Source organism: Nocardioides sp. LML1-1-1.1 (assembly GCF_040676175.1).
Classification (GTDB): domain Bacteria; phylum Actinomycetota; class Actinomycetes; order Propionibacteriales; family Nocardioidaceae; genus Nocardioides.
Genome location: NZ_JBEGHK010000003.1, coordinates 240,022 through 252,926 on the forward strand (window position 1 = coordinate 240,022; position 12,905 = coordinate 252,926).

Sequence of the window (12,905 nt, forward strand, 5' to 3'; positions counted from 1 at the left end):
GCAGACGTGTCGCACGGGCGACTCGCTGACGAACGCTAGGGGGCGCAGGTTTCGCAGGGTTGCTCGATTGTTTCGGGCATGTAACAGGTTGTCCGGGGCCGGCCCGGGCGGACGGCGTCCGGCCGGCCGGTAGCGTTGAGGGGTGATCGAGAACGCTTCGTGGGGTCGCCGGATCCTCGCCCTGGTCGTCGACTGGCTGATCTGCACGCTGGCCGTGATCGCGATCTACGGGCTCGACGACTACACCACGACCGGCTCCGTCGCCTCGCTCATGGTGCTCCCCGTCTTCGTCGTGGAGTCCGGTGTGCTGACCTGGCTCGCCGGGGGTTCGATCGGCAAGCTGCTGACCGGGCTGTGCGTCGTACCGGCGGACGGGAAGCTGCGCAAGCTCAACCCGGTCAAGGCCCTCGGCCGTCAGGTCCTCGTCGCCCTCGTCATCCCGCCGCTCGTCTTCCGCCCCGACGGGCGCGGCCTGCACGACCTCTTCGCCGGGACCTCCACCGTCACCTTCGCCACCCTGCGCTCGCTGGTGAAGTGACTCACTCGTAGGGCACCAGCGTCGGCCGCGCCTCGATCGCCCGCAGCGGCCGCGGCGCGCCCTGGACCGTCACCGTCCCCGGGATCGGGCGCCAGCCGCCACCGGCCACGCGGTAGCGGCCGGTGTACGTCGTCGCGAGCCGTGGTCGGTACGTGCCCGTGCGCAAGTAGTTGTGCGTGACGTCCAGGCGCGGGTACGGCGAGCCGGGCTCGCTCGTGGTCCGGACCGTCCCGTCACCGAACTCCCAGCGGTAACGGCTCGGCGTCGCCTCCAGGGTCACTCGCTGGCCGAGGAGGGTCACCGTGCGGGTGAGGGGAGCGGTGGCGGACGTGTAGAAGTTGGTGTCGAAGTTGACCAGCGTGGTGCCGTCGGGTGGCTGGATGACGAGGGCGCCAGCCGGGAGGCGGAGCTCGGCGAAGGCGGAGCGGATGAGGCCGAGGGTGAGGACGGGCTGGGGTTGTCCTTCGGGAGGGTCGCAGAATGCGACGCCAGTGGGGGTCGCACCCTCTCGCATCTCCTCGGCGCCTTGGCACGCCTGACTGCCTAGAAGAATCCGCGGACCACCGGCAACCTGCTCGGGGTGCGTGGGCTGCTGGCCGTGGTGGTGCCGTGCTTGATCGTCTTCGACGCTGCCGGCCCAGATTGAGCTGTCGCCCGTGCCTCCGTGAACGCCGTTGCCATCGTCGGCGTGTGCCACCGCGGGGCCCGTAAGAACCGCTGCCATCAAACAGATCGCTGCCGTACGCATGGTCACCGGATAGCCATCACGTCGAGTCGCCACGACTTAGCTACCCAAAGTAAGTAGACATCGAAGGTGTCGGAGCCTGGCCCGCGTGTCTCCTTGGCCCCGTCGCCGTCCGTAACTGTCTGACTGCCGTGCGATGCAGTGACGACGCCGTGAAACGCGACCGCGTTGCTCGACTTCGAGGTCAAGCTTTTTAGATCGTCAACAGAGATTCTCTCTAGACTCCCGGAGACTTGGCCGCCGCCACGATAGATCTTGACGATGCCATCGATGCCCGCTTTGCATCCATCGCAACTCGGCCCCGAGACCTTCTCCAGCCCCTTCACATCCCCCGTGACCTGGGCGTAGTTGATCAACGCCCAGTAGTAGGCGATGAACGCCCGCGCCCCGGCCTCCGTCGCCTTCCTCGCCGCGGCCGGCAGCACCGGCGCGACCGGCGCTGCCGTCGGCTCCGGCGTGGGCGAGACCGACGTACTGACCGACGCCGAGGGGGAGGGCGAGGGCCCCGCCCCGGGATCGTCGCCGGTGCACCCGACGACTCCGGCGGCCAGCGCGCCGGCGCCGACCACCGCGGCAACAGCCCGCGACCACCCCATGGTTCCTCCCGAGAACGACACCGCCCGGACCGGGGCGTACGAGGACGCTAACCCGATCCGGGCGAGGTGGCTACAGGCAGACAACCAGTTGTGGAAAGTCCTGACAATCAGCGGCCGCGGAGGTTGCCGCGCTGGCCCTTCATCGAGGTGGGCACGGGGCCGCGCGGGATCGGGGCCTTGGGGCGCTGGGCGTCGAGGGCCCGCAGCCGCTGGCGGATCTCGGTGATCTCGGCGGGCTTCACCTGGCGGCCGAGCTTCTGCACGTGGCGGACCAGCTTGGTCAGCGGCACCTGGCCCTCGTCCTTGCCGACGACGACCTCGTGCACGGGGTACTCGCCGGCGACCCGCTCGTGCTTCTTGTGCTCGCTGATCAGCAGCTGCTTGACCCGCGCGGCGTTGCCCTCGGCGACCAGGACGATGCCTGGCGGGCCGACGACCCGGTGGACCATGTCCTGCTGCTTGGTGAAGCCGACGACCTCCTCGACCACCCAGCCACGGCGCAGCATGCCGAGCGCCCGCGCGGCGGCACCGAGCTGGCCGTCGAGGCGACGGAAGGCAGCGCGCTGGGCGCGGCGGCCGAAGACGATCATCACGCCGAGCAGGCCGAGCAGCAGGGTGCCGATGATGCTGAGCACCAGCTTGAAGGTGCCGTCGCCGGGCAGCACGAACTCGAAGAGGACGAAGCCGAGGCCACCGAACAGGAGGAAGGCGCCGAGCATCCACCAGCGCGCGGCCGGGTCGACCTCGCGGGTCATCTTGTACGTCTCGAGGATCTGGCGGCGTCGACTCATGGTCGACGGGTCGAGGGGCGTGTTCGACATGGGGTGCTGCGTTCTCCTCAGGCCATCAAGCGGTGACTTCGGCGCGCGACTCCCGCGCGGCCATCGCCTGACGATACAGACGACCGGCCCGGTACGACGAACGGACCAGCGGTCCGGACAGCACGCCGGCGAACCCGATCTCCTCCGCCTCGGCCGCGAGCTCGACGAACTCCTCCGGCTTCACCCACCGCTCCACGGGGTGGTGACGGGGCGAGGGGCGCAGGTACTGGGTGATGGTGACCAGCTCGCAACCCGCCTCGTGCAGGTCGCGCAGGGCCTGGGAGACCTCCTCGCGGGTCTCGCCCATGCCGAGGATGAGGTTCGACTTGGTGACCAGGCCGAACGCCCGGGCCTGGGTCAGCACGTCGAGCGAGCGGTCGTAGCGGAACGCGGGCCGGATCCGCTTGAAGATCCGCGGCACGGTCTCGACGTTGTGGGCGAGCACCTCGGGGCGGGACTCGAAGACCTCGGCGAGCAGCTCGGGGCGCCCGTTGAAGTCGGGGATCAGGTTCTCCACGCCGGTGCCGGGGTTGAGCTCGTGGATGGCGCGCACCGTCTCGGCGTACAGCCAGGCACCGCCGTCGGCCAGGTCGTCACGCGCGACGCCGGTGATGGTGGCGTACTTCAGCTCCATCTGCTGCACGGACTCGGCCACCCGGCGCGGCTCGTCGCGATCGAGCGGCTGCGGCTTGCCGGTGTCGATCTGGCAGAAGTCGCACCGCCGGGTGCACTGGTCGCCGCCGATGAGGAAGGTCGCCTCGCGGTCCTCCCAGCACTCGAAGATGTTGGGGCAGCCGGCTTCCTGGCAGACCGTGTGCAGGCCCTCGGACTTCACCAGCTTCTGCAGCGCCGTGTACTCCGGGCCCATCTTCGCCTTGGTCTTGATCCACGAGGGTTTGCGCTCGATCGGGGTCTCCGCGTTGCGCACTTCCAGGCGGAGAAGCTTGCGTCCCTCGGGTGCTGCAGTCACTCCGTCAGCGTACTCCGCGGGCCATGCGCCCCCGGCATCCCGGGACGACTCGTCAGTAGCCTCCTACGGCACGTCGCGCCGGCGGAAGGACACGAACGACGCCGCGCCGCTGATCAGCAGGAACGAGCCGACGTAGAGGGAGGCATCGGCGAAGGTGAGCTCGTCCTCGCAGTCGTCGTAGGAGTCGTCGTAGGAGCCGTCGTCGAAGCAGCTGTCGCCGGCGTAGTAGGTGGTGCCGTTGTCGATCAGCGCGAGCAGGTTGACGGCGGGGTTCCACCGCTCGCTCACGCCGATGGCCGCCAGCAGCAGGCTGCCGGCGACGGCCGCGCCCAGCAGGATGCCGATCGTGGCGACCGTGCTGCGGAACAGCATGGTGAGCACGAAGCCGAGCAGGGACGCCGCGGCGGCGACCCCGGCCGAGCGCCAGCCCATCTGGAAGGCGCCGAGCAGGTCGCCGTCGCCGAGGGTGCCTCGAGAGCTGGCGACGAGGCCGAGCACGGACCAGTACGCCGTCATCACGACCGCCGCCGCGAGCAGCGCGGCCCCCGTCACGACGAGCGCCTTCGCACCCCACACCCGGGCCCGGCGCGGCTCGAAGAGGAGCTGGTTGCTGACCGAGCCGCTGTTCCAGTCGTGGCCGGTGAAGGTGGTCCCGGCGAGCAGGAGCAGGATCGCCAGGAAGGAGGCGACCGCGACGCCGGAGTCGCTCTGCTGCCGGTCCAGGTCCAGGGAGTCGTAGTAGGCGTAGTCCTGGTAGGCCTCCTCCACGCTCGGGATCTGCTGCGCGCATGCCGTCGCGACGTCGGCGCCGTCGATGCCCCACTCGTCGGGGTTGTCGAGGCAGTAGCTCAGCTCCTCCTGCCGGTTGGCCTCCGCGGTCTCCTTCGACTGCGCGACCTCGGCGCCGGACGGCGGCCGGCTGTCGAGGACGACGATCAGCCCGATCACGGCGGGTACGGCGACGCAGGCGAGCATCAGCACCTGGACGGCCCGGCGGCGCAGGTAGCGGTGCAGCTCGACGCGGAGCAGGCGGGCGAAGGCGTTCACGGCCGGCCTCCCAGCTGCTCGGAGCGGGTGAGGTCGAGGAACACCGTCTCCAGGTCGGGGCGGAGCGGGGTCAGCTCGCTGAGCCAGATGCCGGTGTCACCGAGGACCTGGGTGATCCGGGCGGGATCGTCCGCCTCCACCCGGACGGCGTCCCCGTCGACGGTTGCCGTCAGCCCGGCCCGTCCGAGCGCCTCCGCGGCGCGTGCCGGGTCGGGCACGACGACCCGGTGCAGCGTGCTGGAGCCGAGCAGGTCCTCGACCCGGCCGGAGGCGAGCAGCCGCCCGTTGCCGATGATCGTGGCCGCCGTGCAGACCTGCTGGACCTCGGCCAGGATGTGCGAGCTGAGCAGCACCGTCACCCCGGCCTCGCCGAGCCCGCGGACGGTCTCGCGGATCTCCCGGATGCCGGCCGGGTCGAGGCCGTTGGTCGGCTCGTCGAGGATCAGCAGGGCGGGGTCCTTGAGCAGGGTGGCGGCGATGGCGAGGCGCTGCTTCATGCCGAGGGAGTAGGACTTGTAGCGGTCCTTCTCCCGCCCGTCGAGCTGCACCGTGGCGATCGCCTGGTCCACCCGGCTGCGCGGTGCGCCGATCGCGTCGGCGAGCAGCCGCAGGTTGAGCACGCCGCTGAAGCCCGGGGAGAACTTCGGCGACTCCACGACGGCGCCGACCCGTCCGATGACCTGCGGCAGCCGGTCGGGCACCTGCTCACCGAAGAGCTGCATCGTGCCGCGCGTGGGCCGGGTGAGGCCGAGCAGCATCCGGATCGTGGTCGTCTTGCCCGATCCGTTCGGCCCCAGGAAGCCGTGCACGCCGCCCCCTGGGACCGCGAGGTCCAGGCCCTGCACGGCGACGCGCAGGTCGCCCCGCAGCGTGCGGAACTCCTTGCGCAGCCCGCTGGTCTCGATGACGAGGTCGCTCATCCCCACCCCTGGGTGTCCGCGGCCGCGGGGGTCGGCCGGTGGATACGGAGTATGCGTCAGCGCGCGGGGTAGGTCAGCAGCGCCACGCCGGACCTGGCGGGGTCGGGTCGCGGCTCGTAGTCGGGGGTCGCGTCGTACGGACGCCAGGAGAGCAGGTCGCTGACGTGGTGGCGCACCGCGTCGAGCACCTCGGTGACCGGTACGTCGCGGCCGAGCTCGGCGCTCAGCGAGGTCACCCCGGCGTCGGAGATCCCGCAGGGCACGAAGCGGTCGTACCACCCCAAGTCGACGTCGCAGTTGAGCGAGAAGCCGTGCATGGTCACGCCCTTGCTGACCCGGATGCCGAGCGCGGCGATCTTGCGCTCCGGACCACGGTCGTCGGCCTTGAGCCACACGCCGCTGCGACCCGGCACGCGGGCGGTGGTGACGCCGAGGTCGGCGCAGACCGCGATCAGCGCCTCCTCCACGCGACGGACGTAGTCGACGACCTTGACGTGGTCGGGCAGGCGCACGATGGGGTAGCCCACGAGCTGGCCCGGGCCGTGGAAGGTGATCTGGCCGCCGCGGTCGACGTCGATCACCGCCGCGCCGCCGGGGTCGAGCGGGCGGTCCGCCGGCTTGGTGCGCTTGCCGGCGGTGAAGACGGGCGGGTGCTCGAGCAGCAGGACGGTGTCCGGGCGGGTGCCCTCGACGACCTGTGCGTGCACCTCGCGCTGCAGGTCCCAGGCCGCGAGGTAGTCGATCGCGTCGGCTCCGAGGCCGGCGTCGGTGAAGTCGAGCGTCACGTCGGCAACGGTACTCCGCGGCGTCCGGAGCCCCCGGCGCGGTCGAATTTCTCCGGAACGTCCACTTGCGGGCCCGATTACGGTGATCGCCTGTGGAGAACCGCGCGGAGGCTCCGGAATCGGCGCATGATCGCTCGCATGCGTCTCTCGGGATCACGCATCGTCCTCGCCGGCACGGCGCTGCTCGTGCTGGCCGTCGGCCTGCTCGCGGGCTGGGCAGCGCTGCGTCCCCATCCACCCGGCGGTACGACGCCCGCCGCTCCACCCGCGGCCCGGCCGCCTGTCGCGGCGCGGGTCGGCGAGGCCCCGGCCGCGGCGGCGCTCGCCGTCCTGCGTGAGTGGGACCGGGCCCGGGCGGCGGCCTGGGAGCGGGGTGATCCGGTCGCGCTGCGCTCCCTCTACGTCCCGGGCTCGCGGGCCGGGCGTGCCGACGTCGCGATGCTGCGTCGCTGGCAGGAGCGCGGGCTGCGGGTGCGCGGGATGCGGATGCAGGTGCTGGCCGTCGCGGTGCGGGCGCGCGGCCCCGACCGGGTCGTGCTGGTGGTCACCGACCGGCTGGTCGGCGCGGTCGCGGTGCCGGGCGCGCTGCCCCTGCCGCGGGACCAGCCGACCACCCGGCGGCTCGAGCTGCGCCGGGTCGGTGGCCGGTGGCTGCTGGCCGGTGCGGTGCCGCTCAGCCGCAGCTGAGGCCGGTGGCGAGGACGGCGTCCACGTCGGTGTCGGCGAAGGCGTAGCCGAGGTCGAGCAGCGTCCGGGGGGCGACGTTGAGCGAGCCGAGCAGCTCGTCGGCGAGCGGTCCGGCGGCGAGCCGGATGACCGGCGAGGGTGCGAGCAGCAGCGCGGGCCGGTGCACCCGGCGGGCCAGCGCGCGGGTGAACTCGGCGTTGGTCGGGGTGTGCGGCGCGCACAGGTTGGCGGGTCCGGCCGCGGTCGGGTGCTCGACGAGGAAGGTCACGCCGCCCACCCAGTCGCGCAGCGAGATCAGTGGCGCGTGCTGCCGTCCGGAGCCGATCCGGCCGCCGAGCCCGGCGAGGAACTGCAGCCGCTGGGCCTGCAGCGGCGGGTTGCCGCGGTCCTGCACGGGCGCGGTGCGCAGCAGCACGACCCGGGCGCCGGCGTCCTGCGCGGGCTGAGCCGCCGCCTCCCACTCCCGGCACACCCGGGTGAGCAGGGCGTGGCCGCGGGTGTCGGAGGACTCGGTGAGCGGGGCGGAGCCGTGGTCGCCGTACCAGCTGATGCCGGAGGCGTTGACCAGCGCCGGTGGCTGCTCGGCGGCGGCGATCGTGCGGGCGAGCAGGCTCGTGGTGGCGATCCGGCTGGTGCGGACCTCGCGGGCCCAGGTCGAGGAGTGCGGGTTGCCGATCAAGGGGGCACCGGCGAGGTTGACCACCACGTCGGCGGCGTGCACGACGGCGGCGTCGACCTCGCCGTCCTGCGGGCTCCAACGGGACTCGCCGGGGCCGGCCTCGCGGCGGACCAGGGTGGTCACCTCGTGGCCGCGATCGCGCAGCGCGCCGACCAGGTGACGACCCAGGAAGCCGGAGGAGCCGGCGACGACCACGGACAGGCGGGGGGAGGAGCTCACACCGACAGACTGCCACTGGGGCGGTCGCGCATGGCACCCTGTGCGCAGCCTCTGGAGGGAGATCCATGAACGACGCACGTCCCGGCCCGCGCCGCGCCGCCGCGGTGGCCCTCGCCGCCGTCGCGGTCCTGGTCCTGGCCGGCTGCAACGACGACGCGGAGCCCCAGCAGGGATCGCGGCCCGTCGAGCCCAGCCCGAGCGCCACCACCACGGCAGGAGCCTCGGCCTCCGCGACGCAGGGCTCGCCGGGCGCGAGCGGGTCCGCCACGGGCGCCCCGCGGATCGAGCTGCTCGGTGCCGGCTCCGGGCCGAAGCGACGGCTCACGCTGGACCTGGAGGAGGGCCACCGCGAGACCAGCTCGATGCGGCTCGTGATGCGGATGGAGCTGGGTCCGTCCGGGTCCGTCGAGGTGCCCTACTCGATGCCGCTCGCGACGACCGTGACCGAGGCGAGCGACGAGGGGTATGCGGTGACGTCGGTCGTCGGCAAGCCGGTCGTGGACGCCGCGAAGATCGCCGGCGGTCTGGGGCCCACGCTCCAGCAGACCCTCGCCCTGATCGAGGGCACCTCGATGCACGTCGGGTTCGGCCCCAACGGTGCGGTGACGTCCTCGACGGTCGAGGTCCCCGACGGCGTGCCCGACGTGGTGGCGCGGATGATGGACAGCTTCTCCAGCCAGGCCAACGGGCTGGCGGTGCCCTTCCCGGACGAGGAGGTCGGCGTCGGCGCCCGGTGGCGCACCGTGAGCACGGTGCGGCTGTCCGGGACGACGGTGACCGTCAGCGCGACGTACCGGCTCACGGAGCTGCGCGACGACGGCTACGCCCTGACGCTCGCGATCGCCCAGCGCACCCACCCGGGCGCGGTCGCCGGCGGTGCCTCCATCGTCAAGGGCTCCTCGACGGGCACCGGGACGATCACCGGGCGCGACGGCTTCGTCATGCCGGTCGAGGCGGTCTCCGACGTCGACGGGTCGTCGGTCGTCGAGGTCGGCGGCCAGAAGGTGCGCACCGCCTTCGGCGCACGGATGGACCTCACCACCCGCTGAGCCCGACGACCCACGCACGACGAAGGCCCCTGCCGGGGCGGCAGGGGCCTTCGTGCGTGGCGACGGGTGGATCAGACCTCGAACTGGCCGGACTCCAGGCGCTTCTTGAGGTCGCGCAGGAAGCGGCCGGCGTCGGCACCGTCGACCACACGGTGGTCGTAGGTGAGCGCCAGGTAGACCATGTGGCGCACCGCGATGGTCTCGCCCAGGTCGTCGTCGTCGATCACCACGGCCCGCTTGACCACCGCACCGGGACCGAGGATGGCGACCTGCGGCTGGTTGATGATCGGGGTGTCCCAGAGCGCACCGAAGCTGCCCAGGTTGGTGATCGTGAAGGTGCCGCCGGACAGCTCGTCGGGCCCGATCTTGTTGGTCCGGGTCCGCTCGGCCACGTCGGCGATCTTCTTGGCGAGGCCGGAGATGGCGAGGTCACCGGCGTCCTTGACGACCGGCGTGAGCAGGCCCTTCTCGGTGTCGACGGCGAACGCGACGTTCTCGCGGTCGTAGTAGGTGATCTCGCCGGCCTCGAGGTCCAGCGTCGCGTTGAGCGCCGGGTGGTGCTTGAGGGTGTCGATGGCGGCCTTGGTGAAGAAGGGCAGGTACGACAGCTTGACGCCCTCGCGCGCCAGGAACTCCTCCTTCACGCTCTCGCGCAGGCGGGCGATGTTCGTGACGTCGACCTCGACCACCTGGGTGAGCTGGGCCGAGACGTGCAACGACTCGACCATCCGCTCAGCGATGATCTTGCGCAGCCGGGTGACCTTGACGGTCTGGCCGCGCAGCGGCGACGGGGCGCCACCGGAGGCCGCGCCACCGGAGGCGGCGGGAGCCGAGGCGGCCGGCGCGGACGCGGCGGCAGGGGTGGCCGCGGGCGCGGCGGACTTGGCCGCCGCCGCGGCGTCGAGCACGTCCTGCTTGCGGATCCGGCCACCGACGCCGGAGCCCTTGACCTGGCCGAGGTCGACGCCGTGCTGGGCGGCGAGCTTGCGGACCAGGGGAGTGACGTAGCCCGGGCCCTCGTCGGCGACGCTGGCAGCGGCGGCCTCGGCGACGGCCGGCGACGGGGTCGGGGCGGAGGTCGTGGCCGCCGGAGGGGCGGCGGCCGGGGCCGGCGCGGCCGGCTCGGGCTGCGCGGGGGCCGGGGCGTTGTCGACCGCGGCCGGCTCGGGCTCGGCGGGAGCGGGCTCGGGGGCCGGGGCCGCCGGCTCGGCGGGCGCCGCGGCGGCCGGGCTGCCGGAGCCGACGATGGCGAGCTCGGCGCCGATCTCCACGGTCTCGTCCTCGGCGGCCTTGATCTCCAGGAGCGTGCCGGCGACCGGCGAGGGGATCTCGGTGTCGACCTTGTCGGTGCTCACCTCGAGCAGCGGCTCGTCGACGGCGACCTCGTCACCGACCTGCTTGAGCCAGCGGGTGACGGTGCCCTCGGTGACGGACTCGCCCAGCGCGGGCAGTGTCACTGCCGTGCCGCTGGCGGAGCCGCCGGACGCGGCGGCGGGGGCCGGCGCCTCGGGGGCGGACGGGGTCTCGGGAGCGGCCGGGGCAGGCTCAGCCTCGGCGGCGGGCGCCTCCTGCGCGGGGGCCTCCTCGGCAGCCGGAGCCTCCTGGGTGGGAGCCTCCTCGGCGGCGGGCGCGGGGGCGTCGCCGCCGCCCTCGCCGGCCTCGCCGACGACGGCGAGCACGGCGCCGATCTCGACGGTGTCGTCCTCGTTGGCGCGGATCTCGATCAGCGTGCCGGCAACGGGAGACGGGATCTCCGTGTCCACCTTGTCGGTGCTGACCTCGAGCAACGGCTCGTCGATCGCGATCTGGTCGCCGACCTGCTTGAGCCAGCGGGTGACAGTGCCTTCGGTGACGGATTCACCGAGGGCGGGAAGAGTGACTTCGGTCGCCATGGGAGCCATCCTTGCACCACGGGTGAACCAAGTCGCAACAGGTCACCCAGAGATCGGGCAAACTGTTCCCATGGGTTTGTTCGACCGGTTCCGAGGCGGCTCGAGGGTACGCACCAGTAACCCCGCGAAGGATGCTGCCCGCACCGGTTCCACGCGCGTGCGCGCCTCGGACCGGGGCGACGAGCAGCACCTGCGCACGTGGGTCCAGGAGCGCCGTGGGGTGGAGGGTTTCGTCGAGCCGCGGACGGCGGTCAGCGAGATCACGCTGCTCCTCGTCGCCCACGACGGCGAGTGGACCCGGCGCCGGGTCCCGTCGGTGAAGTGGGCCCACGACTTCTGCAACCGCCACCAGGTCCCGTCGTACGACGCCGCGGTGGTCGGCGTTCCGCAGCGGATGCGCGACTACAACTCCCGGGTCAGGAAGGCACAGAAGGAGCAGCTGCGGCGCGAGCCCTGACCAGCTCCACCAGGGTGCCGACCCCGTAGCCGGTCGCCCCGGGCGCGACGTGCCCGTTGGCGCCGCCCTTGTTGAAGGTCGGCCCCGCGATGTCGAGGTGCGCCCACGGCAGCCCGCCGGTGAACTCGCGCAGGAAGGCCGCGGCGAAGATCCCGCCGCCCCAGCGGATGCCGTCGTACTGCGCCAGGTCGGCCACCTTGCTGCTGCGGATCCGCTCGTCGTAGAACTCCGGGATCGGCATCGGCCAGGCGTCCTCCCCGGCGGCCTCGCCGGCGGCGAGCACCTCGGCGACGACGTCGTCGTCCCCGAGCACGCCGGCCATCTTGTCGCCGAGGGCGAGCACCATGTGGCCGGTCAGGGTGGCGATGTCGACGAGGACGTCGGGCTCGCGCTCGACCGCGCGGCCCAGCGCGTCGGCGAGGACCAGGCGGCCCTCGGCGTCGGTGTTGGTGACCTCGACGGTGGTGCCGGCGTAGGTCGTGAGCACGTCGCCGGGGCGCATCGAGGCCGCGCCGACCATGTTCTCGGCGAGCGCGGCGAAGGCGGAGACCCGGACCGGGAGCCCGAGCCGCGCGACGGCGATCGTGGCCTGGACGACCGCGGCGGCACCGGCCATGTCCTCCTTCATGGTCGCCATGCTGGCGGCGGGCTTGATCCACAGGCCGCCGGAGTCGAAGGTGATGCCCTTGCCGACGAGCGCGACGTGCGCCACCGCGCCCTTGGGGGCGTAGGTCAGCTCGACCAGGCGCGGCGGGGCGGCCGAGCCCGAGCCGACGGCGAGCAGTCCGCCGCAGCCCAGCTCGTCGAGACGCTGCTCGTCCAGGACGTCGACCTTGATCCGGCCGCCGGCGGGCAGGTCCTTGTTGGCGGCCTTGACCGCGGCTCCGATGGCGTCGGCGAAGGCGGGCGGGGTCAGGTCGGCGGGCGGGGTGTTGACCCAGTCACGCGTGCCGACGACACCGTCGACCACGACCTGGGCCGGCTCGACCGCGGCGGCGACGTCCGCCCGGCGCGCGGCCGGGGTGAGCAGCACGACCTCGGCGGGGGTGGTGGGCGTGCCCGGCTTCGACTTGTACGACGTGAACGTGTAGCCGCCGAGCCGCCAGCCCTCCACGACGGCGCGCACCAGGGCGGGGGAGTCGGCGGGCAGGGCGAGCGCGACGGAGGCGGCGTTGGTGACGGCCCGGGCGGCGTTGCCGGCGGCGCGTCGTACGGCGTCCGGGGTGGCCTCGTCGCCGAGCCCGACCAGGACCAGCAGCGGGGAGGCGATCACCTTGGCGGTCGGCACCTTGGCGACCTCGCCCGGGCGGCCCTTGAGGCCCAGCGTGGCGAGCAGGCCGGACAGCTTGCGACCGTAGGCCTCGCCCACCGCCTCGCCGCCCGGGGCGAGCGTGCCGTCGGTCAGCACACCCACGACGACGGCCTCGGCCTTGGTCTTGGCGGGGCTGGCGGTGCGGAGCGCGAAGGTCGTCACCGGAGAGACCATATCGGGGGATAGAT

14 protein-coding genes are annotated in these 12,905 nt (G+C 72.8%); 4 read left to right on the plus strand and 10 right to left on the minus strand.

What is annotated here, in order from left to right; genetic code table 11:
• Positions 1 to 142 precede the first annotated feature (142 nt).
• On the plus strand, positions 143 to 538 hold the full coding sequence (locus MRBLML1_RS12140) for an RDD family protein (protein WP_364516124.1): 396 nt from the start codon (positions 143 to 145) through the stop codon (positions 536 to 538).
• Between the two features lies 1 nt (position 539).
• Here MRBLML1_RS12140 and MRBLML1_RS12145 read toward each other — a convergent pair whose 3' ends face one another.
• From MRBLML1_RS12145 to lipB, 7 genes are all read right to left on the minus strand, one after another.
• Entirely contained in the window at positions 540 to 1,052 is a 513-nt protein-coding gene (locus MRBLML1_RS12145; protein WP_364516126.1) for a PKD domain-containing protein, read from the minus strand.
• 236 nt (positions 1,053 to 1,288) lie between these two features.
• Positions 1,289 to 1,879 carry a DUF6318 family protein gene (locus MRBLML1_RS12150; protein ID WP_364516128.1) on the minus strand — a complete coding sequence of 197 codons (591 nt, stop codon included), beginning with the start codon at positions 1,877 to 1,879 and terminating at the stop codon, positions 1,289 to 1,291.
• A 107-nt stretch (positions 1,880 to 1,986) separates the two neighbouring features.
• Positions 1,987 to 2,700: a DUF4191 domain-containing protein gene (locus MRBLML1_RS12155; protein ID WP_364516130.1), complete on the minus strand. Its 714-nt coding sequence runs from the start codon at positions 2,698 to 2,700 to the stop codon at positions 1,987 to 1,989.
• A gap of 25 nt (positions 2,701 to 2,725) precedes the next feature.
• Positions 2,726 to 3,670: a lipoyl synthase gene (gene lipA, locus MRBLML1_RS12160; protein WP_364516132.1), complete on the minus strand. Its 945-nt coding sequence runs from the start codon at positions 3,668 to 3,670 to the stop codon at positions 2,726 to 2,728.
• A gap of 63 nt (positions 3,671 to 3,733) precedes the next feature.
• Positions 3,734 to 4,717: a hypothetical protein gene (locus tag MRBLML1_RS12165; RefSeq protein WP_364516134.1), complete on the minus strand. Its 984-nt coding sequence runs from the start codon at positions 4,715 to 4,717 to the stop codon at positions 3,734 to 3,736.
• Positions 4,714 to 5,637 carry an ABC transporter ATP-binding protein gene (locus tag MRBLML1_RS12170; RefSeq protein WP_364516135.1) on the minus strand — a complete coding sequence of 308 codons (924 nt, stop codon included), beginning with the start codon at positions 5,635 to 5,637 and terminating at the stop codon, positions 4,714 to 4,716. Before MRBLML1_RS12170 ends, MRBLML1_RS12165 begins: the two co-directional genes overlap by 4 nt.
• Before the next feature lie 56 nt (positions 5,638 to 5,693).
• On the minus strand, positions 5,694 to 6,422 hold the full coding sequence (lipB, locus tag MRBLML1_RS12175) for a lipoyl(octanoyl) transferase LipB (protein ID WP_364516137.1): 729 nt from the start codon (positions 6,420 to 6,422) through the stop codon (positions 5,694 to 5,696).
• Between the two features lie 138 nt (positions 6,423 to 6,560).
• On the opposite strand from lipB, the gene MRBLML1_RS12180 reads away from it, so the two are divergent.
• Entirely contained in the window at positions 6,561 to 7,109 is a 549-nt protein-coding gene (locus MRBLML1_RS12180; RefSeq protein ID WP_364516139.1) for a hypothetical protein, read from the plus strand.
• On the opposite strand, the gene MRBLML1_RS12185 is transcribed toward MRBLML1_RS12180, so the two are convergent.
• Complete coding sequence (locus MRBLML1_RS12185) at positions 7,096 to 8,007, minus strand: TIGR01777 family oxidoreductase (protein WP_364516141.1); 912 nt, start codon at positions 8,005 to 8,007, stop codon at positions 7,096 to 7,098. The genes MRBLML1_RS12180 and MRBLML1_RS12185 overlap by 14 nt on opposite strands.
• 65 nt (positions 8,008 to 8,072) lie before the next feature.
• On the opposite strand from MRBLML1_RS12185, the gene MRBLML1_RS12190 reads away from it, so the two are divergent.
• Positions 8,073 to 9,056 (plus strand): hypothetical protein, encoded by a 984-nt coding sequence (locus MRBLML1_RS12190; RefSeq protein ID WP_364516143.1) that lies wholly within the window; start codon positions 8,073 to 8,075, stop codon positions 9,054 to 9,056.
• A gap of 71 nt (positions 9,057 to 9,127) precedes the next feature.
• Here the strand turns inward: MRBLML1_RS12190 and sucB are convergent, their stop codons facing one another.
• Positions 9,128 to 10,948, minus strand: a complete 1,821-nt coding sequence (gene sucB, locus MRBLML1_RS12195) for a 2-oxoglutarate dehydrogenase, E2 component, dihydrolipoamide succinyltransferase (protein WP_364516145.1) — start codon at positions 10,946 to 10,948, stop codon at positions 9,128 to 9,130.
• A gap of 157 nt (positions 10,949 to 11,105) precedes the next feature.
• Here sucB and MRBLML1_RS12200 point away from each other — a divergent pair, with 157 nt between their 5' ends.
• Entirely contained in the window at positions 11,106 to 11,405 is a 300-nt protein-coding gene (locus MRBLML1_RS12200) for a hypothetical protein (RefSeq protein WP_364516147.1), read from the plus strand.
• On the opposite strand, the gene MRBLML1_RS12205 is transcribed toward MRBLML1_RS12200, so the two are convergent.
• A complete protein-coding gene (locus MRBLML1_RS12205; RefSeq protein WP_364516149.1) occupies positions 11,365 to 12,879 on the minus strand; it encodes a leucyl aminopeptidase in 1,515 nt (504 codons plus the stop codon). The genes MRBLML1_RS12200 and MRBLML1_RS12205 overlap by 41 nt on opposite strands.
• Positions 12,880 to 12,905: the final 26 nt, after the last annotated feature.

Coding starts and splice junctions, on each gene's coding strand:
- MRBLML1_RS12145 (WP_364516126.1), bottom strand. CDS start 1,052: ATGCGAGAGGGTGCGACCCCCACTGGCGTCGCATTCTGCGACCCTCCC.
- MRBLML1_RS12150 (WP_364516128.1), bottom strand. CDS start 1,879: ATGGGGTGGTCGCGGGCTGTTGCCGCGGTGGTCGGCGCCGGCGCGCTG.
- MRBLML1_RS12155 (WP_364516130.1), bottom strand. CDS start 2,700: ATGTCGAACACGCCCCTCGACCCGTCGACCATGAGTCGACGCCGCCAG.
- MRBLML1_RS12170 (WP_364516135.1), bottom strand. CDS start 5,637: ATGAGCGACCTCGTCATCGAGACCAGCGGGCTGCGCAAGGAGTTCCGC.
- MRBLML1_RS12180 (WP_364516139.1), top strand. CDS start 6,561: ATGCGTCTCTCGGGATCACGCATCGTCCTCGCCGGCACGGCGCTGCTC.
- MRBLML1_RS12190 (WP_364516143.1), top strand. CDS start 8,073: ATGAACGACGCACGTCCCGGCCCGCGCCGCGCCGCCGCGGTGGCCCTC.
- sucB (WP_364516145.1), bottom strand. CDS start 10,948: ATGGCGACCGAAGTCACTCTTCCCGCCCTCGGTGAATCCGTCACCGAA.